General features: G+C 33.0%; 33 protein-coding genes, 1 tRNA gene and 1 other RNA gene. 34 read left to right on the top strand and 1 reads right to left on the bottom strand.

Annotated elements, in window-relative coordinates:
- Nucleotides 1-8 precede the first annotated feature (8 nt).
- The 30 genes from PTSHG_RS06685 to PTSHG_RS06535 all read left to right on the top strand — a co-directional run bounded on the left by PTSHG_RS06685 (nucleotide 9) and on the right by PTSHG_RS06535 (nucleotide 23,136).
- A complete protein-coding gene (locus PTSHG_RS06685; RefSeq protein ID WP_019108120.1) occupies nucleotides 9-713 on the top strand; it encodes an MBL fold metallo-hydrolase in 705 nt (234 codons plus the stop codon).
- A gap of 12 nt (nucleotides 714-725) precedes the next feature.
- Nucleotides 726-1,439, top strand: a complete 714-nt coding sequence (locus PTSHG_RS09515; protein ID WP_019108119.1) for a DnaD domain protein — start codon at nucleotides 726-728, stop codon at nucleotides 1,437-1,439.
- Nucleotides 1,405-2,205: an ATP-binding protein gene (locus PTSHG_RS09335; RefSeq protein ID WP_019108118.1), complete on the top strand. Its 801-nt coding sequence runs from the start codon at nucleotides 1,405-1,407 to the stop codon at nucleotides 2,203-2,205. Before PTSHG_RS09515 ends, PTSHG_RS09335 begins: the two co-directional genes overlap by 35 nt.
- A complete protein-coding gene (locus PTSHG_RS06670) occupies nucleotides 2,195-2,545 on the top strand; it encodes a VRR-NUC domain-containing protein (RefSeq protein WP_019108117.1) in 351 nt (116 codons plus the stop codon). Before PTSHG_RS09335 ends, PTSHG_RS06670 begins: the two co-directional genes overlap by 11 nt.
- Nucleotides 2,546-2,549: 4 nt before the next feature.
- The gene (locus PTSHG_RS06665) at nucleotides 2,550-2,915 is read left to right on the top strand and encodes a hypothetical protein (RefSeq protein WP_019108116.1); all 366 of its coding nucleotides are present in this window, start codon (nucleotides 2,550-2,552) and stop codon (nucleotides 2,913-2,915) included.
- A complete protein-coding gene (locus PTSHG_RS06660) occupies nucleotides 2,890-3,330 on the top strand; it encodes a DUF1492 domain-containing protein (RefSeq protein ID WP_019108115.1) in 441 nt (146 codons plus the stop codon). Before PTSHG_RS06665 ends, PTSHG_RS06660 begins: the two co-directional genes overlap by 26 nt.
- A gap of 147 nt (nucleotides 3,331-3,477) precedes the next feature.
- On the top strand, nucleotides 3,478-3,765 hold the full coding sequence (locus PTSHG_RS06655) for an HNH endonuclease (RefSeq protein ID WP_019108114.1): 288 nt from the start codon (nucleotides 3,478-3,480) through the stop codon (nucleotides 3,763-3,765).
- A 125-nt stretch (nucleotides 3,766-3,890) separates the two neighbouring features.
- The gene (locus tag PTSHG_RS06650; RefSeq protein ID WP_019108113.1) at nucleotides 3,891-5,165 is read left to right on the top strand and encodes a DNA modification methylase; all 1,275 of its coding nucleotides are present in this window, start codon (nucleotides 3,891-3,893) and stop codon (nucleotides 5,163-5,165) included.
- A gap of 22 nt (nucleotides 5,166-5,187) precedes the next feature.
- Nucleotides 5,188-5,556, top strand: coding sequence for a P27 family phage terminase small subunit (locus PTSHG_RS06645; protein WP_019108112.1), 369 nt, complete (start codon nucleotides 5,188-5,190; stop codon nucleotides 5,554-5,556).
- Entirely contained in the window at nucleotides 5,553-7,274 is a 1,722-nt protein-coding gene (locus PTSHG_RS06640; protein ID WP_019108111.1) for a terminase large subunit, read from the top strand. The genes PTSHG_RS06645 and PTSHG_RS06640 overlap by 4 nt, the downstream gene beginning before the upstream one ends.
- 11 nt (nucleotides 7,275-7,285) lie before the next feature.
- The gene (locus PTSHG_RS06635; RefSeq protein WP_019108110.1) at nucleotides 7,286-8,470 is read left to right on the top strand and encodes a phage portal protein; all 1,185 of its coding nucleotides are present in this window, start codon (nucleotides 7,286-7,288) and stop codon (nucleotides 8,468-8,470) included.
- Nucleotides 8,467-9,054 (top strand): HK97 family phage prohead protease, encoded by a 588-nt coding sequence (locus PTSHG_RS06630; protein ID WP_019108109.1) that lies wholly within the window; start codon nucleotides 8,467-8,469, stop codon nucleotides 9,052-9,054. The genes PTSHG_RS06635 and PTSHG_RS06630 overlap by 4 nt, the downstream gene beginning before the upstream one ends.
- The gene (locus PTSHG_RS06625; RefSeq protein WP_019108108.1) at nucleotides 9,029-10,399 is read left to right on the top strand and encodes a phage major capsid protein; all 1,371 of its coding nucleotides are present in this window, start codon (nucleotides 9,029-9,031) and stop codon (nucleotides 10,397-10,399) included. Before PTSHG_RS06630 ends, PTSHG_RS06625 begins: the two co-directional genes overlap by 26 nt.
- Nucleotides 10,399-10,608, top strand: a complete 210-nt coding sequence (locus PTSHG_RS06620; RefSeq protein WP_019108107.1) for a hypothetical protein — start codon at nucleotides 10,399-10,401, stop codon at nucleotides 10,606-10,608. The genes PTSHG_RS06625 and PTSHG_RS06620 overlap by 1 nt, the downstream gene beginning before the upstream one ends.
- Entirely contained in the window at nucleotides 10,556-10,828 is a 273-nt protein-coding gene (locus tag PTSHG_RS06615; protein WP_019108106.1) for a phage head-tail connector protein, read from the top strand. The genes PTSHG_RS06620 and PTSHG_RS06615 overlap by 53 nt, the downstream gene beginning before the upstream one ends.
- Nucleotides 10,815-11,120, top strand: a complete 306-nt coding sequence (locus tag PTSHG_RS09330) for a phage head closure protein (RefSeq protein WP_019108105.1) — start codon at nucleotides 10,815-10,817, stop codon at nucleotides 11,118-11,120. The genes PTSHG_RS06615 and PTSHG_RS09330 overlap by 14 nt, the downstream gene beginning before the upstream one ends.
- The gene (locus PTSHG_RS06605; RefSeq protein WP_019108104.1) at nucleotides 11,110-11,478 is read left to right on the top strand and encodes an HK97 gp10 family phage protein; all 369 of its coding nucleotides are present in this window, start codon (nucleotides 11,110-11,112) and stop codon (nucleotides 11,476-11,478) included. The genes PTSHG_RS09330 and PTSHG_RS06605 overlap by 11 nt, the downstream gene beginning before the upstream one ends.
- The gene (locus PTSHG_RS06600) at nucleotides 11,462-11,773 is read left to right on the top strand and encodes a hypothetical protein (protein WP_019108103.1); all 312 of its coding nucleotides are present in this window, start codon (nucleotides 11,462-11,464) and stop codon (nucleotides 11,771-11,773) included. Before PTSHG_RS06605 ends, PTSHG_RS06600 begins: the two co-directional genes overlap by 17 nt.
- Nucleotides 11,774-11,775: 2 nt before the next feature.
- The gene (locus PTSHG_RS06595) at nucleotides 11,776-12,351 is read left to right on the top strand and encodes a major tail protein (protein WP_019108102.1); all 576 of its coding nucleotides are present in this window, start codon (nucleotides 11,776-11,778) and stop codon (nucleotides 12,349-12,351) included.
- Nucleotides 12,351-12,785 carry a hypothetical protein gene (locus PTSHG_RS09325; protein ID WP_019108101.1) on the top strand — a complete coding sequence of 145 codons (435 nt, stop codon included), beginning with the start codon at nucleotides 12,351-12,353 and terminating at the stop codon, nucleotides 12,783-12,785. Before PTSHG_RS06595 ends, PTSHG_RS09325 begins: the two co-directional genes overlap by 1 nt.
- Nucleotides 12,786-12,799: 14 nt before the next feature.
- Nucleotides 12,800-12,967: a hypothetical protein gene (locus PTSHG_RS09820; protein WP_019108100.1), complete on the top strand. Its 168-nt coding sequence runs from the start codon at nucleotides 12,800-12,802 to the stop codon at nucleotides 12,965-12,967.
- A 12-nt stretch (nucleotides 12,968-12,979) separates the two neighbouring features.
- Entirely contained in the window at nucleotides 12,980-16,135 is a 3,156-nt protein-coding gene (locus PTSHG_RS06580) for a phage tail tape measure protein (protein ID WP_019108099.1), read from the top strand.
- Nucleotides 16,132-16,677 carry a distal tail protein Dit gene (locus PTSHG_RS06575; RefSeq protein WP_019108098.1) on the top strand — a complete coding sequence of 182 codons (546 nt, stop codon included), beginning with the start codon at nucleotides 16,132-16,134 and terminating at the stop codon, nucleotides 16,675-16,677. Before PTSHG_RS06580 ends, PTSHG_RS06575 begins: the two co-directional genes overlap by 4 nt.
- The gene (locus PTSHG_RS09320) at nucleotides 16,677-17,075 is read left to right on the top strand and encodes a phage tail fiber protein (protein ID WP_019108097.1); all 399 of its coding nucleotides are present in this window, start codon (nucleotides 16,677-16,679) and stop codon (nucleotides 17,073-17,075) included. Before PTSHG_RS06575 ends, PTSHG_RS09320 begins: the two co-directional genes overlap by 1 nt.
- A 13-nt stretch (nucleotides 17,076-17,088) precedes the next feature.
- Nucleotides 17,089-17,634, top strand: a complete 546-nt coding sequence (locus PTSHG_RS06565; protein WP_019108096.1) for a phage distal tail protein — start codon at nucleotides 17,089-17,091, stop codon at nucleotides 17,632-17,634.
- A complete protein-coding gene (locus PTSHG_RS06560; RefSeq protein WP_019108095.1) occupies nucleotides 17,634-19,520 on the top strand; it encodes a phage tail spike protein in 1,887 nt (628 codons plus the stop codon). Before PTSHG_RS06565 ends, PTSHG_RS06560 begins: the two co-directional genes overlap by 1 nt.
- Nucleotides 19,521-21,122, top strand: a complete 1,602-nt coding sequence (locus tag PTSHG_RS06555; RefSeq protein WP_019108094.1) for a hypothetical protein — start codon at nucleotides 19,521-19,523, stop codon at nucleotides 21,120-21,122.
- Nucleotides 21,123-21,221: 99 nt separating this feature from the next.
- Nucleotides 21,222-21,566, top strand: a complete 345-nt coding sequence (locus PTSHG_RS06545; RefSeq protein WP_019108092.1) for a hypothetical protein — start codon at nucleotides 21,222-21,224, stop codon at nucleotides 21,564-21,566.
- Nucleotides 21,567-21,617: 51 nt separating this feature from the next.
- Nucleotides 21,618-22,877, top strand: a complete 1,260-nt coding sequence (locus PTSHG_RS06540) for an N-acetylmuramoyl-L-alanine amidase (RefSeq protein ID WP_019108091.1) — start codon at nucleotides 21,618-21,620, stop codon at nucleotides 22,875-22,877.
- A 13-nt stretch (nucleotides 22,878-22,890) separates the two neighbouring features.
- A complete protein-coding gene (locus tag PTSHG_RS06535; RefSeq protein ID WP_019108090.1) occupies nucleotides 22,891-23,136 on the top strand; it encodes a hypothetical protein in 246 nt (81 codons plus the stop codon).
- Between the two features lie 248 nt (nucleotides 23,137-23,384).
- On the opposite strand, the gene PTSHG_RS06530 is transcribed toward PTSHG_RS06535, so the two are convergent.
- Nucleotides 23,385-23,461: transfer RNA gene (locus tag PTSHG_RS06530), tRNA-Pro, on the bottom strand.
- Between the two features lie 195 nt (nucleotides 23,462-23,656).
- Here PTSHG_RS06530 and PTSHG_RS06525 point away from each other — a divergent pair.
- The 4 genes from PTSHG_RS06525 (at nucleotide 23,657) to PTSHG_RS06515 (ending at nucleotide 26,411) form a co-directional block, all read left to right on the top strand.
- On the top strand, nucleotides 23,657-24,295 hold the full coding sequence (locus PTSHG_RS06525) for an HAD family hydrolase (RefSeq protein ID WP_019108089.1): 639 nt from the start codon (nucleotides 23,657-23,659) through the stop codon (nucleotides 24,293-24,295).
- Nucleotides 24,292-24,918 carry a VanZ family protein gene (locus PTSHG_RS06520; RefSeq protein ID WP_019108088.1) on the top strand — a complete coding sequence of 209 codons (627 nt, stop codon included), beginning with the start codon at nucleotides 24,292-24,294 and terminating at the stop codon, nucleotides 24,916-24,918. Before PTSHG_RS06525 ends, PTSHG_RS06520 begins: the two co-directional genes overlap by 4 nt.
- 58 nt (nucleotides 24,919-24,976) lie before the next feature.
- Nucleotides 24,977-25,317: a transfer-messenger RNA gene (gene ssrA / locus PTSHG_RS09665) on the top strand.
- Between the two features lie 170 nt (nucleotides 25,318-25,487).
- Entirely contained in the window at nucleotides 25,488-26,411 is a 924-nt protein-coding gene (locus tag PTSHG_RS06515) for an Abi family protein (protein WP_019108087.1), read from the top strand.
- Nucleotides 26,412-26,470 lie beyond the last annotated feature (59 nt).

Below are 26,470 nucleotides of genomic sequence, written 5' to 3'. Positions count from 1 at the left end.
GTATTGTTATGAATATTGAAGTAATAGCAAGCGGAAGCAAAGGCAACTGCTACAAAATTAATAATGAGGATACTGCACTTTTATTAGAGTGCGGTGTTCCATACATCAAGATTCAAGAGAAGTTAAATTTTAAATTATCAGATATAGATGCTTGCTTTATAAGTCATGAGCATAAAGATCACTCAAGAGATTATAAAAAGCTATTAGACTTTGGAACAAGAATTTATATGACACAGGGCACAAAAGATGTATTAGATCCCGAAGATTATAGGATTGATATTTTACAAAAAGAAGATGAAGAACATTATAGCTATGTAAAAATTGGAAGCTTTTTAATTAAACCTTTTGGCACTATCCATGATGCAAGAGAGCCAGTGGGATTTTTAATAACTGATATGAATACTGGCGAGAGCTTAACCTTTATAACAGATACTAAATATTGCAGATACAGATTTAGCGTTGATTTTATGCTTTTGGAAGTAAATTATACAGCTAGACAAATCAATAATAATTTGTCCCTTAATCCCAAGCTAAGAAAGAGGATAAAAGAAACACACATGAGTCTTGAAACAGCTATTGATTTTATTTTAAAGAGCGATTTAAAAAGGCTAAAAATGATTTATTTAATTCATCTTTCAGAAAGTAACTCTGAAGAAAACTACATCAAGGAATCAATACAAAAACTAACAGGTGTGCCGGTTTATGTATGTTAGGCAGGTGATATTATGCCAAAGAAAAAAGGCTGGGTCAGCATTCATAGAAGTATCTATGATAATTGGATATGGAATGATGATGAAGAATTTGACAAGAGATCAGCGTGGATAGACCTGCTTTTAATGGTAAATCATGAGGATAAAAAAGTTCTAATTGATGGGAACCTAGAGTTGGTTAAAAGAGGGCAAAGAATAACCTCCATAAGAAAACTATGTAATAGGTGGAAATGGTCGAGAACAAAAGTAAATAATTTTCTAAAATTATTAGAAAAAGATGGAATGATTTACTTAAAAATAGAGCCACATAAAAAAACTATTATAACCATTGTAAATTACAATCTTTACCAAGATGATAACACCAACAAAAAAGCCAGCCAAGAGCCAGTGAAAGACCAGCCAGAAGCCAGCCAAGAGCCAGTGAAAAGCCTAAACAATAATGAAAGAATAATGAATAATAATGATAACAATAACTACTATGTCAGAAATTCAGAAGATAAATTATATTTAAAGACCTTTGCAGAATGTGGTGGTAATTGTAGTAAATATAATTTTTATAAATTAAGAGATTTAGAAAAGGAATATGGAGAAGAACAACTAATAAAAGCAATAGAGACATCTGCAGATAACAACAAGGTAACTACAGCTTATATAAAAGGAATATTAAATAATTGGAATAAGAAGGAGGTAGTAGATGGATACGAAGACCTCAACATCATTAAGCTCTGAAAGAAAAGAAATTGTATTTTCCTTTGGTGGGAGAACATTCAAAGTAAATGCAATGAGCGAAGCGGAACAAGCAGAATATGAAAGAGCGAAGGCAAAAGAAAAAGCTGAAGAAAAGAAACGAAGCTTAGAAAGATTGAAAGTAAATTCTTTGATTGATGAAAGGTTTAAGACGTGTAACTTTGATAACTTTATAATCACCAATGAGAATAAAAAACTATTCAAATTTGCTAGGTACTATGTAGATAATTTTCAGGAAATGAAAGCTAATAATTGTGGATTGTTATTCTTTGGAAGACCAGGAAGCGGCAAATCATATTTAAGCTTTTGTATAGCTAACGCACTACTAGAAAAATATATTTCAGTAATTGCAATAACGAGCAATGGACTTCTACAGAAAATAAGAGAGCTATCCACATTTGGAAGCACTGATTTAAACAATCTATATAGGAATTTAAACCAGGCATCACTTTTAATATTAGATGACTTAGGAGCGGAAGCATCCACAGAATACAACAAGGCTAAGCTATATGAGGTTATAGATGCAAGATATAGGGCAAAGAAACCAATTATAATTACAACTAATTTGAATCCTAACAGCTTCAAGAAGAAGATCACTTCCGAAGATGGAGTAGCAAGAACTTTTGATAGGATAGCCGAGATGTGCGAAATGGTGGAAATGGATTATCCATCTTTCAGGCAGAAGAAGAAAGAAATCAAATCAAAGACTTTTGAGAGGATACTGGAGGATTTAAGACATGGGAATTAAAAGCGGATATGATTTAACAGGCAAGCCAATCCCGGAGAAAACTATTCAGGATCAGATAAGGGCTGCACTAAGTTATTATTGCCATGTATATAGGGCTAATGTAGGAGTATTTAAGCAAGGTAACAGATTTATTTCTACAGGACTTCCTAAAGGATTTCCAGATTTATTTGGATTCAGGCATAAGGATGGCAAGATGTTTTTCATTGAAGTCAAGAATGTAAAAGGGCGACTAAGCAAAGAACAAATTGAGTTTGGCAAAGAGTTAGAAAGATACAACATACTTTATGGAGTAGCAAGAAGTGTAGAGGATGCATTTAAAATAATTGGAATTGAGGTGTAAAGAGATGGAAGATTTAAAAAACAATTACTTAGAACTACACACAAATATAAAAGAATACTGCGACAAAAAGGATTTAGAATTTGATTGGAAGAATTCAAGCTTCCCTATAATTGCTAGAATTTATTACAAGCAAGATGAAGATGACCAAGTAACAATGAGTGATGATTTCACTGATAATAAACCACTTGGGAAAGTTCAATTTATCTTTGGCCAGGATCTAATTATAAAGATAGATGATGACTTTGAAATTGCAGAAGAAGTTTTAAATAAGCTGAAGAATAATATCAAGAAGTTACATTATTTATTTTTGCAGGTTTATTTTGAATCTAAAGAAGGCGGTCCTTATGAATTGGGAAAAAGAAGTAATTAGTAGGTTAAAGAATTACAACTACAGAAAAGAAGCAATTACTAATTTAAAATCAAGGATTAGATATATTGAATCTAACCTTACAAGCGTAAAGACAGTTTCTATTGACAAGGATCCAATTAAGGGTGGAGGAAGTAAACAAGAAGATATACTAATTAATAACATAGTCGAGAAGGATTTGTTATTGAGGAATCTGAAGTATTGCCAAAGAGAAGTTGAAGAATTAGATAAAGCCTTTGAGATATTAACTAACACAGAATACCAGGTAATACAAAAACTATACTTAGTAAACTACAGGATTAACCTAAAGGATATATGCAATGAGATGGGATATAGTAAATCAAACATTTATAATATCAGCCATGTAGCTACAAAGAAGCTTGCATTATATCTTTATGGGAAGCTAATGACAGAATGAAAGAGTGGAAAAAGACTGGACTATTTTGGACAAATTCTATGGTATAGTATTAATAGACATATTAAAGAATGATTCATTTTTTACTCCTTTAACAATATAACTAACAAGAGGCTCCCAATTAGGGAGTCTTTTGTATTGGGGGAATACATGAATAACTACAATAGAAAGACATGGGAATTAAAAGCAAAGGTAATTAAAAAGCGTGATGGATTTATGTGCCAAGAGTGCCGAAGGTATGGCAAGAATAAAGATGCAGAATGTGTTCATCACATTTACCCGGCGGATGAGTATCCGGAATTATTTTATAATAACAATAACTTAATAAGTCTTTGTAATGCTTGCCATAATAAAATGCATGACAGATGCACACAGGAGATAACATCTATAGGTAAGAGATGGCAAGAAAAAATAAAATATAAAATTTTTAAAAAATAAAAAATTAAAATTTAAAAATTGAAGGAAGCCCCCCTATAAAATTAAAAGAATTAAAGCTTTTGGGAGAACGGGGGGTGGGAACCTTATCCAACTCTATGAAGTTTTTTTGAAAGGGGGGATAGAAAATGAAGAAGATAAAAAGAGACCAAGTAATAAAAAATATTGATGAAATTATTCCATACATAAATAATCCAAGAGACAACGAACCTGCGGTAGATGCAGTAGCAAGCTCAATAAAAAACTTTGGATTCAATCAGCCAATAGCAATTGATTCTAAGAATGAAATAATAGCAGGTCATACAAGGTACAAGGCAGCTAAAAAGCTAGATTTAAAAGAAATTCCCTGCGTAATTATAGATGACTTAACAGATGAAGAGGTAAGAGCTTATAGATTAGCCGACAATAAGGTTGCAGAAAAAGCTACTTGGAACAAAGAACTATTAGCAGAAGAACTTGCAGGCCTAGGGAACCTGGACATGACACTATTTGGATTTGATGAGTCTGATTTTAAAGATGATTTTCAGGAAGATGACTTTAATATTGAAGAAGAGCTAGGGAAAATTGATGAACCAACAAGCAAATTAGGAGATATTTTTGAGTTAGGTGACCATATTTTAATGTGTGGAGATAGCACCAAGCTAGAAGATATTAATAAGATAGCAAGGTCAGGAGAAATTGACCTAGTTATTACAGATCCACCTTATAATGTAGAGTATGAAGGCAAAAAGAAAAAAAGAGAGAAAATAAAGAACGACAGCATGCAAGAAGACGAGTTTTCAAAGTTCTTAAAAGAAGTTTTTGCTAATATTAAAGAATTATTGAAACCAGGCGGAGCATTTTATGTTTGGCATGCAGATAGAAACAGATTTATTTTTTCAAAGTCTTTAAGGGATGCAGGTCTTGAAGAAAGGCAAAACTTAATTTGGATAAAAAATAATATCACGATTGGTAGGTCTGATTATCAGTGGAAGCATGAACCTTGCTTATATGGATGGAAGGAAGGGGCAGCACATTATTTTATAGCAGATTTTACAAACACTTCAGTTTATGATGATGTGCCTAATTTAGCGAGAATGAATAAGAATGAACTAAAAGAGTATGCCAAAAAATTGTTAGAAATCATTGAAGATGGAACAACAATAATGAGAGAAGACAAACCTTTAACAAGTCCTTTACATCCAACAATGAAGCCAATTACTTTAATAGCAAAACAAATAAAAAATTCAAGCAAAGATGGAGAAATTGTTCTAGATCTATTTGGTGGAAGTGGAACAACACTTATTGCAGCGGAACAAACTGGAAGAAAATCAAGAATTATTGAATTGGATCCAATTTATGTGGATGTAATAATTGCCAGATGGGAAAAATTCACAGGTCAAAAAGCTAGAAAGATAAATTAGGATTATAAGAGGAGGTGATGAAGTGGAAAAAAAGAAGGATGAAAAAGCCTATAAGAGAGACATAAACCGAATGATGAAACAAGTAGGAACTTACAACAAGAGTTTTGAAATAACTATAAATACATTTGCCAAATTATTATACGATTATCAAGAAACCTTAGCTATGTTTGAGAAAACAGGTGGGAATGTAGTAATTTCACACACTAATAAAAATGGTTCAACAAATATAGTTAAAAATCCACTTTATCAATCCATAGAAAAGATGAGAGCTGACATAATAACTTATGCAAGAGAGCTAGGCTTAACACCAGCAGGTCTAAAAAAATTAAATCAAGAATTGCAGGAAGAAAAAGAATCGCCACTAGATAGCATATTAGAAAAACTACAATGACAGAAAATCAAAAGATAGTAAATGACTATGTAGAAAGTATTTTGAGTGGCGAAAAAATCGCCTGCAAGGAATTAAAGCAGACCTGCCAAAGATACAAAGATGACTTACAGAATCCTAAGTATCAATTAAAAGTTAAAGATCCCGAATTTATTATAAAAGTAATTGAAAATATATTTAAGCATGTAGAAGGTGAAAGACTAGACGGAACACCACTTTATGGTGAGCCTTTTCTATTGGAGCCATGGCAAAAGTTTATAATCTATAATTTGGTTGGATTTTACCATAAAGACACCAAGCTCAGAAAATACAAGGAAGCATTTATAATGATTCCCAGAAAAAATGGTAAAACTAGATTTGCTGGAGCCTTGGCATTTGCTTTAGCACTACTTGAAAGAAAATCAGCAGCCAGGGTTTTTATGGTGGGTTCAATTTTAAAAGAAGCTTTGCAATCTTTTAATTTTATAGTTGCAAATATCAATATGATGGGAGAAAAAGACAACTTCCATATAATTGACAACAACAACGCTCACACCATAGATAGGAAGTTTAAAGATGGTTCCATGTATTTTGAAGCTTTAGTAGATAGAGATTCACTTATTGGAAATATTTTTATATTAGACGAATTGCATGAGTATAAGAACTCTTTGAAGTATGACAGGATGAAGAAAGCAAGCAGGTCATACTCAAACAAATTAATAATAGGAATTACCACAGGCGGGCATAACATGAATAGTTTTTGTTATAACCGCTTTTTATATTGCAAAAAAATTATAAATAAAAACACAGAAACCAATAAATATGAGTTGGAAGATGACCAATATTTTGTATTTATTTCAAAGGCGGACCAAAAAGAGGATGGCAGTGTAGATTTTACAGATCCAAAAATTCATGAGATGGCAAGCCCAAACTATGGAATAACTATAAGGCCGCAAGACATAATGACAGATGCCATGCAGGCATTAAATGATCCGCAAACGAGGAAAGAATTCTTAGCAAAAGATTTGAATGTTTACACATCAAGCACAAAGACATATTTCAATTTAGATACATTCAGGTCTTCAGATGCCAAATACAATTGGACTTATAAAGAGCTTGTAAAACTGCCGATTGAATGGTTTGGTGGAGCCGACTTATCAAAGATGCATGACTTAACTGCAGCAGCCCTTTATGGGAACTATAAGGGAGTGGATATAATAATTACTCACGCATTTTTCCCAGTAACAAGGGCACACTTAAAAGCTGAAGAAGACAACATACCATTATTTGGTTGGCTTGATGATGGATATTTAACCATGACTAATGGAGATATTACGAATCATGCAGATGTAGTTAAATGGTTTATGCAAATGAGAAATCAAGGTTTTAAGATAAAGCAAATAGGCTTTGACAGAAAATTTGGTGAAGAATTTTACCTAATGATGAAAAAAGAAAGATTTAACATAGTTGATGAGCCACAACTTTTTATTAATAAGTCCAAGGGCTTTAGACGAATTGAACAAAAGGCAATAGGCGGTAAATTATATTATTTACATTCAAGTGCTTATGAATACTGCGTAGAAAATGTTCATGGAGTAGAGAAAACAGATGACATGATCCAATATGAAAAGGTCATGCCAAATTTAAGGATAGATTTATTTGATGCAAGTGTTTTTGCAGCATGTAGATTAATTGGAAATTTAGAAAAATCAGGATTAGCAAGAAAATGGCTAGAAAATTAGAGGTGATCAATATGAGCAAAAAAAAGAAAGAAAAAAGAAAAACTAGAGCCGAACCATTAACACCAACGCAGGCATGGTTCATTTCAGATGGAGATGGTGGCAGTCTTTGTGCTAAAGGATATACAAGGCTAATTGACAATCCAGAAGTAAGGATAGGCATTGAAAGAATAGCTGACCTTATATCATCAATGACAATTTATTTGATGCGAAACAGCGAACAGGGTGACATCAGGATTAAAAATGATTTATCTAAGAAATTAGATATACATCCATACAAGTATATGACAAGGCAGTTATGGGTATCCTGGATAGTCCGTGAGCTTTTAATAAATGGCAATGCTATTGTTTATCCAAAAATTACTGATGGCATCATTGAAGACCTAATACCAATAACAGATTCTAAAACAAAAACTTTTTCAGCATTTCAAGATGGATATTATATAACCATCAACAATAAAAAATTTAATTATGACGAGATACTCCATTTCAGATTGAATCCAGACTTAAACGAACCATGGAAGGGCCAATCATACGAAGTTACATTAAAAGATGTTGTTCAAAACTTAAAACAAGCGGCAAAAACAACAAACGAATTTATGGCCAATAAAATCTTACCTTCACTAATTGTAAAAGTAGATGCATTGACAGATGAGGTAGCAAGCGAAGAAGGAAGAAAAAATGTATATGATAAGTTTGTAAGTGCCAGTAGAGCAGGGGAACCTTGGATAGTTCCAACAGATTTAATTGATGTAGTCCAAGTCAAACCACTAACGCTCAATGACATAGCCATTAAAGACACAATTGAAATTGATAAAAAGACAGTAGCAGGAATTTTAGGGATCCCTGCTTTTTTATTGGGAATTGGAACATATAACCAACAAGAATATAACAATTTCATTAAGACAAGAATAATGGTAATTGCAAAAGCTATTGAGCAGGAACTAACAACTAAACTTTTATATAGTCCGGACCTTTATTTTAAATTCAATGTAAAAAGCCTATACTCCTACAACTTAACAGAAATATACCAAGTTTACAGTAATTTATACAGGTCAGGAATTGTAACAGGAAATGAAGTAAGAGAAATGTTTGACATGAGCCCTAAAGATGGACTAGATGAATTAGTTATTTTAGAAAACTTTATACCACAAGATAAAATAGGAGATCAAAAAAAGCTTGGAGGTGAGGAAGAATGATAAAAAGATTTAAAGCTTTAGATAGCAAGCTTGAAATTAGAGAAGAAGCAAATCAAGAAGAATATATTATTGCAGGTTATTTTGCAGTATTTAATCAAGAAACTGAGCTTTATCCAGGAGTATTTGAAAGTATTGATAGGGGAGCATTTAAGAATTCAATCAATGGAGATATAAGGGCTCTAATCAATCATGATACAAGCTTAGTATTAGCAAGGACTACATCAAATACATTAACTCTTAAAGAAGATGCTAAAGGACTTTATGGAGAAATAAAAATTAATCCCTATGATACTGATGCATTAAATATTTATGAAAGAGTTAAAAGAGGAGATGTATCACAGTGTTCTTTTGGATTCACAATAAACCAAGAAGAAGCTGATTATAGAGAAGATGGTTCAGCCCACTTCATTTTAAAGGATCTAAATTTATATGAAGTTTCAGTTTGTACTTTCCCTGCATATGAAGGCACGGAAGTGGAAGCAAGGCAAAAACAAATTGAAGCCCATAACAAGAGAAGTTTATCCCTATGGAAAGAAAGCATGAAAGGCAGGTTAAAGAATGTTAAGGAAAATACTACTAAATAAGAAAAAAAGAGAACTAGAAGCACAGCTAGAAGAAAACAGAAAGAGCTTTGAAGAACTTGAAACTAGAGAAAAGGAAATCGCAGAAGCTATTGAAGAAGTTGAAAACGAAGAAGAAGAAAAAGCCGTTGAAGAAGAAGTTGAAAAATACGAAAAAGACAAATCAGCTTTAAACGAAGAAAAAGAAGAGCTAGAAAGCAAAATCAAAGATATTGATGATGAGCTAGAAGAACTAGAAAAGAAAGAAGAAGCGGTAGACGCACCTGAAGAAAGGAAGGAAGAAATAACAATGAATAAAAGAGAAATGTTTGGCAATCTAACAAGAGAAAAGACAGTTGCACTTGTAGAAAGAGAAGAAGTAAAAGACTTCTTAACAAGAGTAAGAGAACTTAAAGGACAAAATAGAGCAGTAACAGGAGCAGAGCTTTTAATTCCATCAACATTAATTGGAATTTTAAGAGACAATATCCATAATTATTCAAAGCTTTTAAGCATGGTTTGGACTAGACCAATTAAAGGACAAGCAAGAGTTTCAGTTGCAGGAACCATTCCGGAAGCAGTGTGGACAGAAGCCTGTGCAACATTAAATGAACTAGACTTTGGATTTAATGTAATTGAGCTAGAAGGCTATAAAGTAGGCGGCTATATTCCAATTTGCAATGCTACACTTGAAGATGCATCAGATATTGACCTATACAATGAAATTATGTATATGTTAGCCCAAGCTATTGGTCTTGCATTAGATAAAGCCATCCTATATGGTACAGGCAAGAAAATGCCACTAGGAATTGTAACTAGACTTGCACAAAAAGCAAAACCAGAAAACTATCCAGCAAAGGCTAGAGAATGGAAGGACCTTTCAACAACTAACATTCTACAAGTTGCAGGAAAAACACCAACTGAACTTTATGGAGATCTAATTGTTAAAGCATCAGCAGCAGATTCAAAATATTCAACAGGAAGAAAATTCTGGGCTATGAATGATAAGACTTATGCAATGCTACAATCTAAGATCTTAGCTTTTAATGCAGCAGGAGCTCTAGTATCAGGAGTAAATAACGCATTGCCAATTATTAATGGAGAAGTAGCAACTTTACCATTTATTCCAGATGGAGATATTATAGGCGGCTATTCAGATCTATATGTTTTAGCAGAAAGAGCGGGAATTACACTTGCAGCATCTGAACATGTAAGATTTATTGAAGATGACACAGTATTTAAAGGCACTGCAAGATATGACGGAACACCAGCAATAGCAGAAGGCTTTGTAGTATTAAATATTGATGGTAAAGCACCAACAACTACAATTGCATTCACAGAAGATAAAGCTAATAAGGCGACAGCATAATGAAAGTAAAAGTATTAAAAGAATTTCATGACAAGAAAGAAAACATCACTAGAAAACCTGGTGATGTTTTTACTTGTTCAAAAGAAAGATATGAAGAAATTGAGAAAACACTAAAGCTTTACTGCGTACAATGCCAATGGATTGAGGTGGTAGAAGATGGACCAAGTATTAAAGCTAGTAAAGAATCAGCTAGGGATAACGATAAATAACAGGGATGATTACATCTTAGCCATAATAAAAGGCACACTAAAGGAATTGGAGAAGATCCAGGGAATAAAATTAGATGTAGAGAATCCGGACCATTTACTTTTTATAGTTGACCTCGTAGCTTGGAGATATGAATCCAAAGGCGAAGATAAGGCTATGCCGGAAAGGCTCTATTGGAGATTGAGAAATCTTATGGTAGGTGGCAAAGATGGACACATTTAAAGATGCAGTTACTTTGATAAAAGAAGATATTAAAGGAATTGATGAATTTGGAAATCCAATCATAGAAACATCAGAAAGAGAAATCTTATGCAATAGGCTAGATGTTTATTCACAGGAATTTTATCAAGCAGCCAATATTGGTCTTAAACCACAGGCAAAGATAAGTATTCATGCCATGGAATATGACGAAGAAGAAAAAGCAATCTACAAAGGCATAGAATATTACATTTTAAGAACTTACCTAAAAGGTAATTTATTAGAGATAGTTTTGGGTGATAAAATTGTCGACTAAAGTATCAGCTGATGAGTTGGAATCAGTAATAGGTGATTATCTAACAGAATACACTCAAGATGTTAAAGACAAGGTAAAAAAGCTTACAGAAGAAGTATCTGAAGAAGCTATTGAGGAATTAAAAAGCACCAGCCCAAAGAAAACCGGCAAGTATGCAAGAGCTTGGACAGGTAAAAAAGAAGGTAATAAAATTATTATCCACAATACCAGGGGTCAGCTTACTCACTTATTAGAACATGGCCATGCACTATGGCAAGGTGGAAGGACAAAGGCATTTCCTCACATAAAACCAGTTGAACAGAAAACCATAAAAAAATATGAAGAGGGGGTAAAGAAAGCAATTGAAGAATCCTCTTGATATGCTAAAAAAATTAAATATGCCAATAGCATATTTTAAGTTTAATAAGAGAGTCGCTCCTCCATTTTTAATTTATAGAGGAGATGGATCTAATAATTTTAAAGCAGACAATGTAGTTTACAATTCAAGCTACAACTATAATTTAGAATTTTATTTTAAAGATAAAAACGAACATAAAGAAAGAGAAATAGAAGAATTACTAAACGAAAATGAAATAATTTGGGATAAGTCGGAAGATGTTTATATTCCAAGTGAAAATATTTTTGTAATTTACTATTATTTAGGAGGTAAATAATAATGGCAAAAAATAAGGTTAAATTTGGTCTTAAAAATGTTCATGTATGGCCAATAACAGAAGCAACATCAGAAAAAATAACTTATGCAGAAGTAATAAAAGTTCCAGGAGCTGTTTCATTATCACTAGAAGCATCAGGAGATAGCAATCCATTTTACGCAGATGACATGATCTATTGGAACCAATATTCTAACAATGGATATGAAGGCGAATTAGAAATTGCATTAATCCCAGAAGAATTTGAAGTTCAAATACTAGGATATTTGAAAGATAAAAATGGAGCAATAGTTGAATCGAATTCAAGCAAGGCAAAGAATTATGCAATGGCCTTTGAATTTGATGGAGATGTAACACAAACAAGACATATCTTTTATAACTGCTCATCATCAAGACCAAATATTGAAGGTGCAACTACAGAAGATAAGACGGAACCTCAAACAGATTCTATTAACATTTCAACAGCACCTGCAGCTGATACAGGCTATGTAAAAGCAAGATTAGAAAAAGGACAAACAGGATATGATACATTCTTTACAACTCCTTACAAAGTAACACCAGAAACAGGAGCTCAAGGATAATGATTAAAACAATAAATATTGATGGCAAAGAAGTAAAGTTTTCAACTAATGCTTACTTTGCCAACATTTTTAAAAATCAATTTGGCTATGACATTTTAACTGTAATAATGCCATTAGTATCAGAAGCTTTAAAAGGGCTAGATGATTTATATACTAGGGCAAACCAAGAAGCAATAGTGCCATCAACTATTGGTGAGGTATTAGAAAATATCTACAGCCTAGAAATGGTAGATGTAAATAATTTTATTTGGTCCCTTGCCAAGATGGCGGATCCAGGGATTGATGAGCCAATAAAATGGTATAGCCAGTTCAATGAATTTCCAGTAATTGATATTCTAAAAGAATTATGGGAAATAATTTTGCCTTCTCTAATTAGTAAAAAAAAATTAGAGGACATAGTAAAGATACCGAAGGCGGAAAAGGAAAACCAGTAGACTTTTCAGAATTAATGGCAGGAGCTCTTACAAGAGGATTAACTTTATCAGATTTTAAAAGTATGACAATAGGCGATGTAGTAGACTACTGCATCGCCTATAATAATGCAAATTATAGTAATGAAGATGAAGACAAAGACAAGGTAAGAAAGGCGAGCCAAAAAGATTTTGATAATTTCTAAGGGGGTGAGGATATGGCAGGAACTATAAAAGGCATAACTATTGAAATTGGTGGAGATACAACCAAGCTAGAAAAAGCCTTGAAAGGTGTAAATTCCAGTGCAAGAGACCTAGGAAAACAACTAAAAGATATTGGAACATCAATGAAATTCAATCCAGGGAATGCGGAGCTTGCAAGTCAGAAACAAAGAGTACTGGCAGAATCCATAGAGAACACCAAAAAGAAGCTTGAAACATTAAAGACAGCACAGGAACAAGCGAGTGCCGCACTTTCTCGTGGAGATATTTCACAAGCTCAATATGATGCATTGACAAGGGAAATAATGAAGACGGAAAACCAGTTAAAGTCACTAGAAGCACAAGCTAATAAAACAAATCAAACACTTCTAGGAATTAGAGATGCATCAATGAAAATTGGTGAAACTACTGGCAAAATTGGAAGCAAAATGTCAAAAACAATTACAGCACCATTAGTAGCAGGAGCAGGTGTTGTTACAAAATTTGCAGCTGATTTTGATACAGCCATGGTCGGAGTTGCAAAAACAGTTGATATGACTGATCAAGAGTTTGCAGCTATGTCAAATAGTATAAGAGATATGGCTAAGGAGATGCCAGCATCAGCTGTAGAAATTGCAGGAGTAGCAGAAGCAGCAGGGCAACTAGGGATTCATAAAGAGAATATTTTAGGCTTTACAAAAACCATGATTGACCTAGGAGAAACTACAAACCTAACCGCAGATGAAGCCGCAACAGCATTTGCTAAATTTGCGAATATTACACAAATGCCACAAACAGAATTTGACAAATTAGGGTCAGTAGTTGTAGATCTAGGAAATAATATGGCTACCACAGAAAAAGATATTGTTTCTATGGGAACTAGATTAGCAGGTACAGGTAACCAAGTAGGATTAACGGAAGCCGAAATAATGGGTCTTGCAGCAGCTATGTCTTCAGTAGGTATAGAAGCTGAAGCTGGCGGTAGTGCCATGTCTACTACTTTAAAGAAAATTAATTCAGCGGTAGTTGGGTCAAGTGAAAAAATAAAAGATTTTGAACAAAATATATCAGGTGCAACAGGTATTACTGCAGCAGAATTTTGTACAGCTATGGAGGCAGGCGGTAAATCAGCCGAAAACATGGCTAATAGATTAGGTATAGTTCCAAAATACGCAAAAGAACTGGCTAAAGATTTGATGAAGTCCACGGTATCTTTGGATGGATTTGCACAAGTAGCAGGAATGTCAGCAGAAGAATTTTCAGAAGTTTGGAGAACAAAACCAACTGAAGCCTTAGAAGCCTTTATTTCAGGGCTTCAAGAAGTTGTAAAAAGTGGCGGAGATGTAAATGGTGTTCTATCAGATTTAGGAATCACAGGCATAAGAGAAACTGATACATTAAATAGGCTTGCCGGTGCAGGGGATCTTTTAGGATCAGCTTTTGACATAGCGACTGGTGCATTTTCAGAAAATGTAGCATTAGCAAATGAAGCAGAAAAAAGATATGAATCCTTTGGTGCCAAGATGGATATGTTCAAGAACAAGTTGACAGATGCAGGAATAACAATAGGCACTGTACTAATGCCATATATAGAAAAACTTGTAGATGGCATAGGAAATTTGGCAGATAAAATTGCAGCAGCCGACCCTGCACTTGTAAAAATTGGTGTTGTAATAGCAACTTTTGCAGCGGCAATTGGTCCAGTATTAATAATAATATCCAAAATAGCAACAGTAATAGGCACAGTTAGTGGAGCTTTAGCAGCCATGGGCGGAGCTACAGCAGGAGCAACTCCAGCAATGCTGGGGCTTGCAAAAGTATTTGGTGTAATTAAAACAGCTTTTGTAGGATTATTAGGGCTAATACAAGCACATCCAATAGTGGCAATAATAACAGCAGCTGCGACAATTCTAATTCCTTTCATTATAAAAAATTGGAGTACAATTAAAGAATTTTTGATTAATACATGGAATAGCATAAAAGAATCAGCAAGCGTCATTTGGCAAGGGATAACTCAATTCTTTTCTACCTTATGGACTAGTGTAAGTGAGTCATGGTCTACAATATGGGCAGCAATAACAACCACTCTAAGTGGATTATGGCAAAGCTTTATAGCAGGAGTACAGCCAATTTGGGAAGGATTAGTTACAGTTTTTCAATTCATTTGGGAAGCAATCAAGGAAATATTTAATGTAGCTTGGATTGCTATTTCAACACCTATTATACTTGCATGGCAAGTTTTTATAGCAACAGCAAAGACTATATTTGATGGTCTAGTAACCTTTTTTAAAGGAATATGGGAAGGCATAAAAGCTAATGCAGTAGCAACATGGAATGCAATAAAGAGTGTAATCCAACCTATTTGGGAAGCTTTGAAATCAAAAGCTACAGAAGTATTTAATGCTATTAAAGCCAAGATTACGGAAGTATGGAATGGAATTAAATCCAAAACAACCGAAGTATGGAATGGCATAAAGTCAGCATTATTACCAATTTGGGAATCATTTAAGACCAAGGCAACTGAAATATTTAATGCAGTAAAAACAAAAATAACCGAAGTTTGGAATGATGCGAAATCAAAGACTACTGAAATTTGGAATGGAATAAAGAGTAGTTTGTCAGAAGTTTGGAATGGCATTAAATCAACAGCTACTGAAGCATTTAACTCAATAAAAACCAAAATTACAGAAGTTTGGAATGGAATAAAGAGTGCTACAACATCAACATGGAATGCAGTTAAACAAGCTATAGAAAAGCCTATAAACCAAGCTAGAGATTTAGTTGGTAAAGCAATAGAGAGAATGAAGTCATTATTAAACATTACATTGCCATTTCCTAAAATAAAGTTACCACATTTTAAAATTACTGGATCCTTTTCTTTGAAACCTCCATCAGTACCACATTTAAGCGTAGATTGGTATGACAAGGGTGGTATTTTTAAGAGCCCATCAATAATTGGTGTTGGAGAAAAAAGACCTGAGTTTGTAGGAGCTTTAGACGACTTGAAGAAAATAGTTGCAGATGTAATTAATGAAAATTCAATTGAATCAGGAAGACAAATAATAATCAAAGAAATGAATGTAAGAAATGACAATGACATCAAGAGAATTGCTGAAGAACTTTATAGGCTAGAAAAAAGAAATAATAGAGGAAGGGGGCTTGCTACTATATGATAGGTTTTAATTTTAAGGGCAGGCACTCGTCAGAATTTAACATAGGATTTAGATCGGTAGATAGGACAGTCCTCCCAGAAAGGCGAAGAAAAGAATTCACAATTTTAGGTAGGTCAGGAACTTTGGAGCTTGAATCCCAGGAATATGAAAAAAGGCATATAACAGGCATTATAGGAGTTCTTTATATAGATAAGTTTGAAGAGCTTAGATATAAAATAAGGGATTTGGCAGGATGGCTTACAGGAAGTGGTCTTTTAATTTTTGATGATGAAAAAGAAAAAGCGTATGAAGCATCAGTCTATAGTGCTATTGGAATTGAGCAACTAGAATTGCAACCAAGAGGAACTATATCCATAGAATTTGAGTGCCAGCCATTTGCAGTTTCAAGGGATCTAAATCGAATTTTAAAATCAGGAAGCAAAACAACAAATATAAACATAGAAAACAAAGGCAATGTTAAGACATGCGGAACTTTCATTATAAAAAATACTGGAGATAGTAATATTACATCACTAAGGATAACTAGAAAGGTGGTAATTTAATGAGTAAAGCAAGTAACTATTTGGAAGATGCGACTATAAATTATTTTCTAAGAGGTCAAACAGTAGCAAGGCCTACACAATTATTTATAGCATTATATAAAATTAATCCCACAGATGGAGATACAGGGGCTGAAGTAGTTGGTGGCGGATATACAAGGCAACCTATTAACTTTGGTCAACCAACACAACAGTCTGATAGGGCAGTATCTACTAATACAGAAAGGATTGAATTCCCTACATCAACTAATGGATGGGGTGAAGTTGCTTATTTTGGAATAAAAGATGCTAAAGATGGTGGAAATCTTATAGTTTATGGAGCTTTCAATAGACCAATAGAAATTACAGAGGGTAATAAATTTATTATTGAAGTCGGCAATTTGTCCGTTTCAGTAGGATAAAGGCGGTGCTCAAATGGGAGCATATAACACAGGAAAATTTAATATTGGAAAATTCAATGTTAAAAGTAACAATAACATAACCTTAACAGCTAATTCAGAAATAAATTATTTTACAAAAGTAGAAGATATTTTAATTCAAAAAGAATTAGAAAAGGTTGGAGCTACTGTTGATTATGAAGCATCAGCTATTTCAATATTAGAAATAAAGTTAAAAGAAACTGCAGGATTAGAAATTAATTTTGATGCATCAGCAGTGGCTACTTCAATAATTTTAATTGAGGACCTAAATTCAGAAATCACTTTTGAAGCAGAAGGAATTGGATCCCTATTAGGTGAAGAATATATAGAAATCAAAGGATTTGTATTAAGACCTGGGCAAGAAATAGAAATAAATACATGCGACCTAACAGCAACTATAAATGGAGAAAACGCAATACACCTTTTAACAGAAGAAGGCGATTTCTTTGACTTCTTACCAGGGGCAAATGACATAAAAATTGATGCGGTTGGAGCAGGTAGTGTAAGCATTGACACCTATTGGAAGGATAGGTGGTTATAGTGAGAAAATATAACATTAAGATTTATGATTCAGAAATGAATAAACTCGCTTTTCTACAGAATGCATACGAAATAGGTTATGAGTTAAAACTAAATGAATTATGGACTTGTAGCTTTAAATTGCCAAGAGATGATGCAAAGACAAAATACTGCCAGCCATTTAATTATGTAGAATTATTTGATGGGAATGACAGGATAGATCTATTTAGAATACTGCCTACAATATTGACTACAGAAGAAACATCTTATATTGAATATAGTTGCGAACATGTTTTAGCAACGCTTATTGATGATGTACTTTTTAAATACCACCAAATAGGCAATTTGGGAGTATATACAGGGCAAGTGTTGAGATACATTTTAGACAAGCAGTCAACAAAAAGATGGCAGCTAGTTGAGTGTGATTTCAGTCGCCAGTTCGAATATAAATGGGAGAATGAAAATTTACTTGCAGCATTATTTTCAGTTCCGAAGCCATTCAATGAAAATTATAAATGGACTTGGGACACTACTTCATACCCATGGACTATAAATTTGAAAAAATTAAATAATAATTATAGGGCGGATATCCAATATAGAAAAAATATGCAAAATATAGAAAAGACAGTGGATCCAACAAATATTGTAACTAGGCTTTATGCTTTGGGATATGGCGAGGGAGATAATCAACTGGATATTACTTCAGTAAATAATGGCAGGGCTTATTTAGAAAAGAATGTAGGTAAATATGGGCTTAAGCAATCTATTCTAGTAGACAGAAGATTTGAAGCACCGGTTACATTAATGGAATATGCAAGGTCAATTTTAGATGGTCTTGCAGAGCCTTATATATCATATAAAATTCAAGCAGTAGATTTATCAATTAAAGATAGTAAAAAGTACCCTAAATTTATGCCAGGGGATTATGTATTAATAAGAGACACTGAAGATAACATTAATTTGAAAGTCCCAATAGTAAGCGTAAGGAAAAATGACATAAGAGGTAATCCATTTGATATTGAAATAGAGATAGCAAATAAAAAGAAGGACATCACAGGTTCTATTTCAGAAATACAAGAAAGAGCCAGGATAAATGACACCTACAGTCAAGGTGCTACTAATCTAATGCAGATGGCTTTTGTAGATAACTGTGATCCCAAATATCCAGCGACACTAAGGTTTTATATTCCAAATGAGATGGCCAGGATAAATAAATTAATCTTAAATTACACGATAGAACAATTTAGAGCATATTCAAGAGCCACAAAAGGTGGTGGAGCAGATGTATCTACTACAGAATCAGGCGGCGGAGATTATACTTCCACAGAAAGCGGCGGTGGAGATTATACATCAACAGGGTCAGGCGGCGGAGATTATACATCAACAGGTTCAGGTGGTGGCGACTATGCAACTACACACGGGGCTGAACATGTACAAGGAAGCCAATTAAGTCTAGATGTTTACAACAACAATGGTGGAAAGATAGGTAATACTAGTTCATTTTGGCATACTACTTATCATGAACACAGTGTAAATGTTCCTCAACATAGCCACAGTGTAAACATTCCAGAACATAGCCACAGCGTAAATATTAGATCACATACCCACCAATTAAATATAAAGTCGCATAAGCACACTTTTATTTTGCCCGACCATAAGCATGAAATAGATTATGGGATTTATGAAGGCAGCAAGGCTAGGTATTGTTATTTAAAGATTGATGGCCAAATGGTTTATACCAAAGATACTGAAGTAAATTTAATACCATATTTAAGCAAAGATGACGGCGGCAAAATTCAAAGGGGAACATGGCATACAGTTGAAATAATGCCAGATACTTTGACGAGAATAAACGCAAGCTTATTTATACAACTATTCACAAATTCCAGAGGGGGCGGTGATTATTAAATGGTAAATTTAAATAAAATGTATGATGGAGTGGTCAATTCACCCGAAACATACTTAACACAAAATTTAGCTGCAGATGCAACAATAATTTATGTAGCAGATAGTTCAGTATTTGGAAGTCTTCCTAATTTAGCAGTTCTAGGAACAGATCAGAATGCAGAAACAATTCTAATTAAATCAAAGAGATCTGATGGTGGACTTGAAGTTCAAAGAGCTATTGAAGGACCTGCTAAGAGATGGGAAAAGACAACAGCAATTGCAAGAAACTTTACAAATTTTGACTATCAACAAATTAAAGATAACATTGAAAAATTAAATACAGGCAAACAAGATAGCTTAACAGCAGGAAGTAACATCAAAATCACTAATGGAAGAATTAGTGCGACCGATACCAAATACAATGACACACAAATTAAAAAGGATATAGCAGAATTACAAAATAGCCAGCTATCAAAAGCAAGCCAAACAGAAGCTGAAAGTGGTGTAGACAACACAAAATACATGACACCACAGGCGACAAAACAAGCGATTGAAAAGTTATCACCTAAGCAAGATTTAAGTGACTATGCTATGAAAAAAGACATAAAAACTAAACTTTCAGAAATGGAAGAAGATGGAAATCATAAAACAGTAACAGACACTGAAAAACGAAGTTGGAATAAAAAATTTGAGTTGCCCGATGGAAAAGAAAACCAAGTATTGACTAAAACAACTGGTGGAGCTGAATTTAAAAATATTTCATCTTCAAGGTCTGCAACTTTTGTAATAGCTAATTATGATTCATCAGAAAATTCAAAAACAGGAGCCGATTATGTAATTCAAGAAAATGAAAGTCCTTGTGATATTATTAATGGTTTTATTGAAAAATTACCAACTTATGGTGGAAAAATTCAACTTACCGAGGGTAATTTTATAGAAAAAAATGATAAAAGTATTAATTTAAATAAAGATAATATCACTCTTTCAGGCTATGGAGAATCTACAAAATTAGAAAAAACTTTTAAGTCTACTACTGTAGAACTTATTAGAATTTTAAATTCTAATATCATTTTGAAAAACTTTCAAATTACTTTAAAAGATAACTATGCGGTTAAGGTTTTTGAAAACACGAATAATTGCAAAATATATAATATTGATACGCCTTCAACTAACATGCGAGGATTTAATATTCAAGGTTCAAATCATCGTTTATTAAATTGTACCGTAATTACACATAATGCCCCTGCATTTAATATTCAAGGCTCAAATCATTCATTATCAAACTGTTCAGGTACTACAGCTATAACCACCGCATTTAATATTCAAGGCTCAGGGATTAGTTTAGCGGATTGTAAAGGTAAAAATGGTTCAAACTCACCATGTTTTTGGATTAAAAATAAAGATAATAAATTTATAAACTGTACAGTAATATCTAGTGCGGAAGCATTTTATATTGAAGCATCGGAAATTAGTTTGATAGGATGTAGTCTAAAATCTAGTGCGAATCAAGATATTGTTTGTACAAGAGATTCTAAAAAGTGTATTATTTTAGCTAATCGATGCTATGGTAAAGGTATTTACGATGGAGGAACAAATAATATTGTAGCTAATAATATTGAATAGGAGGTATAAATAAATGGAAATAGGAATTAATTTATTTGGGAAAAATAAATTAAGAGAGCAAGATAATTATTTTAAAAATCAAACAAAAGAGGTGACCGCATGGAATACAAAACAATAGAGGAGATATATTTAGCAGTAGGAGTTGCAGGGACGATAATAATTGTTTTCTTAGGAGTTTTTGTTTACACGATAGTGCAAAACGACAAGAGAAGAAGCCAAGAGATGAAGGAAATAACTGATACTCTTAAGCAGCTGATATTGGATAATCAACTATTAAATACTGCAATAGATAAACTATCTGAAGCTACAAAAGAGGTTGCAACAACTAACAGAATTGTCGCTGATACAGTAAACAAAGTTGATTATTATAATAGAGAGCTCCACAAAAAACTAGACAAACATGACGACAAAGTAGAAAAAATTTTAGATGAAATTAGGAAATAAGGCGGCAATAAGCTGCCTTTTATTATGCATTAAATGAAAGGAGTTGATGACATGGTAAAAATAATGTTAGACCCTGGACATGGAGCAGGGGCTTTCCATAATAGAGGTTTTAAAAGCATTCCGGGCTTTGAATTTTGTAACGAGGGGGACTGTAATTATATCTATTCATTGAAGCTAAAAAAAGCACTAGAAGACTATGGATTTATAGTTGGAAATACGAGAATCAACCGATTTGATAATCCAAGCCTGGCTCAAAGAGGTCAAAAGGCAAAAGGTTATGACCTATTAATTAGCTTACATTCAAACGCTGGTGGGGGTTCAGCCACAGGAACTGAAATTTGGGACTCAACTAACCCAAAAGAAAGCATCAAAAACCTTACAGATAAACTATGTACGGCAATATCAACAGCAATTGGAACTAATAACCGAGGAACTAAGTATCGAAAAAGTAAATCAGGATCCAATTATTATGGAGTATTAAGAAATGGTCTTGCAAAGCACAATTTTATAATTGAGCATGCCTTTCATGATAATTATTCGGATTGTAAAAAATATGTGGATAATTTAGACAAAGTAGCTGGAGCAACAGCAAAAGTTATTGCAAAATATTTTGGAGTAGTAAAAAGCACTAGGACACCAATTTTAAGCAAACCTAGTGCAACTTTGGAGCAAATTAAAGAGTGGGCAAAAACAAAAAATAATGACAAAGAATTTATTGGGCTTGCTTATACTTACTGGAGATTATCCAATATTATTGGAATAAATCCGGTAATTGCATTTGCACAAATGGCACACGAAACAGGCTTTTTATACAAAATTAAATCAGCTGCAGGGATAGATGCTAGTTATCATAATCCATGCGGTTTGAAGGTAACTCAAGGCGGTGGAGATTATCAAGCTTCAGCCCACAAAAGATTTGCAACATGGGAAGATGGAATTAGTGCCCATTTAGATCACTTAGCTTTATATGCAGGTGCTAAAGGCTATCCTAAATCCAATACTTTGGATCCACGACATTTTGCCTATTTATTTGGCACTTGCAAATATGTAGAGGACTTAGGTGGCAGATGGGCTCCATCAAATGATTATGGCAGAAAGCTTTTAAACTATGTAAACGAAATAAGAAATATTAAGGTGAATAAAATGGAAAATAAAAAAGAACATTGGGCAGAAAAATCTTTTAAGAACTTGAATGAAAAAGGGATTGAAATCCATGAAAAAAGATTTGATGACACTATAACAAGAGGAGAAGTTTTTTCTTTACTTGATAGAGTAGTGGACAAACTAACAGAAAAAAATTCCAATCAATGATGAGGAGAATCTTATGAAAAGAGAAGATTTTATTAGAAAATTTACAAGTAGAAAATTTTGGGTGCTTTTAATTGCATTAGTAAGTGCGGTTTTAGCATTTTTAAAATTTGATCAAGGCAGCATTGAACAAATAACAACAATAATAATGGCATTTGGAGCTATGATTTCTTATGTACTAGGAGAAAGCTATGTAGATGGGAAAAGAGTCGGCGGAGATGTAACCAATATTATTAATACAGAAGATTTGAAAGAAAAATGATTTTATTGAGCCTGGGTTTTAAACCTGGGCTTTATTTTTATGTAGAAATAAAAAAAATATTTTTTAAGTCCTAACCAAATAAAGGCATTTAGGTAGGTAGAAGAGTTATAAAAGTTGGCAACGAGTTGGTAACGCAACAGTAAAAAGGTGTAAAAACATGTAAAAAAGCATGTACTCAGTAATTAAAGTACATGCTTAATATTTGTATTTTTAGCCATTTGTAAAGAAATGTAAAAATAAATAAAAATTGGTCGGGGTGAGAGGATTCGAACCCCCGGCCCCATGGTCCCAAACCACGTGCGCTACCAAACTGCGCTACACCCCGACGTAATGAAAATTTTACAAGAAATTTATATTCTTTATATTTAATTTTCGAACAGATATTATTATAACATGAAATAAATATTTGTCAAAGCTTTTTTAAAAAATTTTTCAAAAAATTGCCTTAGAAGACTATTATAGTTGATTTATAAAAACTTTACAACTAAAATATAAGTATTATAAAAAGATAGGGGGTAACATGAGAGCTATTATATTTGATCTAGATGGAACACTGGTGGATTCTATGGGATATTGGAGAAGTGTAACTCGCGACTTCATGAAAGGAAAGGGCATAGATGTAGAAAATCATGTGCAACATAAGATGACCACAATGAGCCTAAACACTTCACTTAGATATTTAAAAGACTATTATAATTTAAGTGAAAGTTTTGAAGAACTTTATGCTGGCTTTAGTTATACAGTAAAAGATTTTTATGCCAACAAGGTTGACTTAAAGGATAATGCCCTTGAAATTTTAAAATATTTTAAGGATGAGGACAAAAAAATCGTTATTGGAACATCAACTGCAAAGCCTTTTGCTGATATAATCATAAAAAAATATGGCATGGACAAATATATTGAAGGTCTATACACAGCAGATTCAGTTGGTCGTATAAAGGCTGACGAAAAATTTTTCACTACAATTATTTCTGAATTAAAGGAAGAAGCAAAGGAGGTACTTTTAGTAGACGATTCCTATATTGCCCTAAGGACCGCAAAAAGTGCAGGACTAGAAACTGTGGGCATTTACGATGAGCACTCAAAGGACACTTGGCAAAAGATTGTGGATGAAAATAAATATTCCATAACAAATTTAATAGAGCTAAAAAATATATGAGATTATTTTTATTTTTTGCGGCAAGGACTATACCCGCCTTTATATTTACTTTTGTTGTTTTTTCACTTGTGAGAGTAAAATTTTTCTCCCACAGAAAAATAAATTCTAATGGCTTTAGAGAATTTCTACTTAGTCTCTTTGCTGGTTACATTGCCTTCTTAGTTATAATGCTCTTTATGCCAAATTCTTATATTTCTAACTCGGGAATTAATTTGACCAATGAAAATTTTGACTTCGTGGGAAACTTTAAAGACAGAATAACAGCAGGAGCTTGGGGAGTAAATTTAATTCCCTTTAGGACTATAAAAAATTACATAATATACTCAGGTTTTCTTCATACAATAATAAATATTGTTGGCAATATTATAATTTTTGTGCCCTTTGGTATTTTGATAGCAGAAATTTTTCCGAAGACGAGAAAATTTTCCCGCATATTTCTTATATCTGTTTGCACATCTTTTTTTGTTGAATTTATACAATTTTTTATAGGAAGGTCTGTTGATATTGACGATTTAATGTTAAATGTATTTGGCTCAATGATTGGATATTTTATCTGGAAGAAATTTTTGAGATTTAAGTTTGCCAAGAAGAAGAGAAAAAGAATAAGACAGGAGAGGTATTAAGCGGACTAAAATTGACAAAATAAGGGAACTTTAGTATAATTTTAGTCTAACTAAATATGGGGGCGAAAATGGTTTCGACGGGGATTTTGAGCTTTAAGTAGCGAGTCGTTGATGGATCACACAACGTAAAAATGGTCTATAAAAAATAAACGACGAAAATAATTTCGCACTAGCTGCCTAATTAGGTAGCAATCCGGCCAGACACCGCGAACTGTAACCGGGTTTCAAATTAGCGGGCAACGAACTCTGTGATGCGCCATAGCAGAGGGGGTTAATGGCGATACTCTGTATGAGTTTGACACTCTAGTAATGCAGGGGAAATTTAAGAGGAGTCTGCACTCGGAGAATCTTTCTGTAAGAGGTCTTCGGACGTGGGTTCGACTCCCACCGCCTCCACCAAACTTTCAAGTCATTCATGTTTATGGATGGCTTTTTCTTTTTGCTCTAAAATTAATTTTAAATATTTTTTTAAAAAGAAAGACTTATTTAAGATATTTTAAGGAGTTAGCTAATAATTCTTTGTGTTATAATTTTTGTTATAAGAAATTTAATTTAAGAGGGTGATTTTATTGCTCAACTCAATAGAGCTTGTTAATAAACTTAATGATAAGGGTGTTGAATTTTGCGGAGTTAGCAGGGAGCAAGCCATTAATTATTTAGAAGAGCATAATTATTATGTAAAAGTTTCATCATATAGACATAATTTTAAAAAAGATGAAAATGGGAAATATAAAGACTTAGACTTTTTTCATCTAAAAGATTTAGCTACTATTGATATGCATCTTAAATTTTTAATCTTAAAAACGACTTTAAATTTAGAGCATTCTTTAAAAGTAAATTTACTCAAATCAATAGAAAACAATGGTCTAGACGATATAAATCTTACCTTAGAGTTCTTGGATAGTTTAGGAAATAACCAGGGAGATACAGGATATAATATTAGGCAAGAATTATATAGAAGACGAGTACAAGGTTATGTTGGAAATCTATTAAGTAAGTTTACACATCCGAATTATCCAATTTGGACCTTTGTCGAAGTCATATCATTTGGTACTTTAGTGAAATTTATAAAGTTTTATGTAGAGAATTATGAAAATAATTTTGCAAATTGTGATATTTTATTTCGTGTGAGAGATATTAGAAATGCATCTGCACACAGTAATTGCCTTATTCACAATCTCCCAGACAAGAGGGAGTATTATCTCGATGATATATATAAATTTTTAAAAGATAATTTAGATGAATACAATGGAATTTTTATAAAAAGAAAGTTAAGAAATTTATTTATACATGATTTTATTTGTTTGCTTTATGCTTTTAAATTAAATGTTAAAAGTGATGAAATAAAGATAAATAGATTTAAAGAGATAAAAGAATTTTTTGAAACTAGAGTTATAAGGAATAAAGATAAGTACGAAAAGAATAAAATTTTAGTAGAAGATTATAAATTTGTTAAGAAAGTAATTGACTTATTTTGTGACATTGCTATATAATGTAACTACAAAGGGAAAAACTAAATAGTTTTTTTTAACCGAGAACTTTGAGTTCTCGG

The organism is Peptoniphilus senegalensis JC140 (assembly GCF_000321025.1).
Lineage (GTDB): Bacteria > Bacillota > Clostridia > Tissierellales > Peptoniphilaceae > Peptoniphilus_A > Peptoniphilus_A senegalensis.
The sequence above is the reverse complement of the archived record's forward strand: the minus strand, read 5'-3'. Positions and strand labels throughout refer to the sequence as shown.

Bases quoted from the DNA above. Each gene is read 5' to 3' on its own strand.
- PTSHG_RS06685 (WP_019108120.1), top strand. From the start codon at position 9: ATGAATATTGAAGTAATAGCAAGCGGAAGCAAAGGCAACTGCTACAAA.
- PTSHG_RS09515 (WP_019108119.1), top strand. From the start codon at position 726: ATGCCAAAGAAAAAAGGCTGGGTCAGCATTCATAGAAGTATCTATGAT.
- PTSHG_RS09335 (WP_019108118.1), top strand. From the start codon at position 1,405: ATGGATACGAAGACCTCAACATCATTAAGCTCTGAAAGAAAAGAAATT.
- PTSHG_RS06670 (WP_019108117.1), top strand. From the start codon at position 2,195: ATGGGAATTAAAAGCGGATATGATTTAACAGGCAAGCCAATCCCGGAG.
- PTSHG_RS06665 (WP_019108116.1), top strand. From the start codon at position 2,550: ATGGAAGATTTAAAAAACAATTACTTAGAACTACACACAAATATAAAA.
- PTSHG_RS06660 (WP_019108115.1), top strand. From the start codon at position 2,890: ATGAATTGGGAAAAAGAAGTAATTAGTAGGTTAAAGAATTACAACTAC.
- PTSHG_RS06655 (WP_019108114.1), top strand. From the start codon at position 3,478: ATGAATAACTACAATAGAAAGACATGGGAATTAAAAGCAAAGGTAATT.
- PTSHG_RS06650 (WP_019108113.1), top strand. From the start codon at position 3,891: ATGAAGAAGATAAAAAGAGACCAAGTAATAAAAAATATTGATGAAATT.
- PTSHG_RS06640 (WP_019108111.1), top strand. From the start codon at position 5,553: ATGACAGAAAATCAAAAGATAGTAAATGACTATGTAGAAAGTATTTTG.
- PTSHG_RS06635 (WP_019108110.1), top strand. From the start codon at position 7,286: ATGAGCAAAAAAAAGAAAGAAAAAAGAAAAACTAGAGCCGAACCATTA.
- PTSHG_RS06630 (WP_019108109.1), top strand. From the start codon at position 8,467: ATGATAAAAAGATTTAAAGCTTTAGATAGCAAGCTTGAAATTAGAGAA.
- PTSHG_RS06625 (WP_019108108.1), top strand. From the start codon at position 9,029: ATGTTAAGGAAAATACTACTAAATAAGAAAAAAAGAGAACTAGAAGCA.
- PTSHG_RS06620 (WP_019108107.1), top strand. From the start codon at position 10,399: ATGAAAGTAAAAGTATTAAAAGAATTTCATGACAAGAAAGAAAACATC.
- PTSHG_RS06615 (WP_019108106.1), top strand. From the start codon at position 10,556: ATGGACCAAGTATTAAAGCTAGTAAAGAATCAGCTAGGGATAACGATA.
- PTSHG_RS09330 (WP_019108105.1), top strand. From the start codon at position 10,815: ATGGACACATTTAAAGATGCAGTTACTTTGATAAAAGAAGATATTAAA.
- PTSHG_RS06595 (WP_019108102.1), top strand. From the start codon at position 11,776: ATGGCAAAAAATAAGGTTAAATTTGGTCTTAAAAATGTTCATGTATGG.
- PTSHG_RS09325 (WP_019108101.1), top strand. From the start codon at position 12,351: ATGATTAAAACAATAAATATTGATGGCAAAGAAGTAAAGTTTTCAACT.
- PTSHG_RS09820 (WP_019108100.1), top strand. From the start codon at position 12,800: ATGGCAGGAGCTCTTACAAGAGGATTAACTTTATCAGATTTTAAAAGT.
- PTSHG_RS06580 (WP_019108099.1), top strand. From the start codon at position 12,980: ATGGCAGGAACTATAAAAGGCATAACTATTGAAATTGGTGGAGATACA.
- PTSHG_RS06575 (WP_019108098.1), top strand. From the start codon at position 16,132: ATGATAGGTTTTAATTTTAAGGGCAGGCACTCGTCAGAATTTAACATA.
- PTSHG_RS09320 (WP_019108097.1), top strand. From the start codon at position 16,677: ATGAGTAAAGCAAGTAACTATTTGGAAGATGCGACTATAAATTATTTT.
- PTSHG_RS06565 (WP_019108096.1), top strand. From the start codon at position 17,089: ATGGGAGCATATAACACAGGAAAATTTAATATTGGAAAATTCAATGTT.
- PTSHG_RS06555 (WP_019108094.1), top strand. From the start codon at position 19,521: ATGGTAAATTTAAATAAAATGTATGATGGAGTGGTCAATTCACCCGAA.
- PTSHG_RS06545 (WP_019108092.1), top strand. From the start codon at position 21,222: ATGGAATACAAAACAATAGAGGAGATATATTTAGCAGTAGGAGTTGCA.
- PTSHG_RS06540 (WP_019108091.1), top strand. From the start codon at position 21,618: ATGGTAAAAATAATGTTAGACCCTGGACATGGAGCAGGGGCTTTCCAT.
- PTSHG_RS06535 (WP_019108090.1), top strand. From the start codon at position 22,891: ATGAAAAGAGAAGATTTTATTAGAAAATTTACAAGTAGAAAATTTTGG.
- PTSHG_RS06525 (WP_019108089.1), top strand. From the start codon at position 23,657: ATGAGAGCTATTATATTTGATCTAGATGGAACACTGGTGGATTCTATG.
- PTSHG_RS06520 (WP_019108088.1), top strand. From the start codon at position 24,292: ATGAGATTATTTTTATTTTTTGCGGCAAGGACTATACCCGCCTTTATA.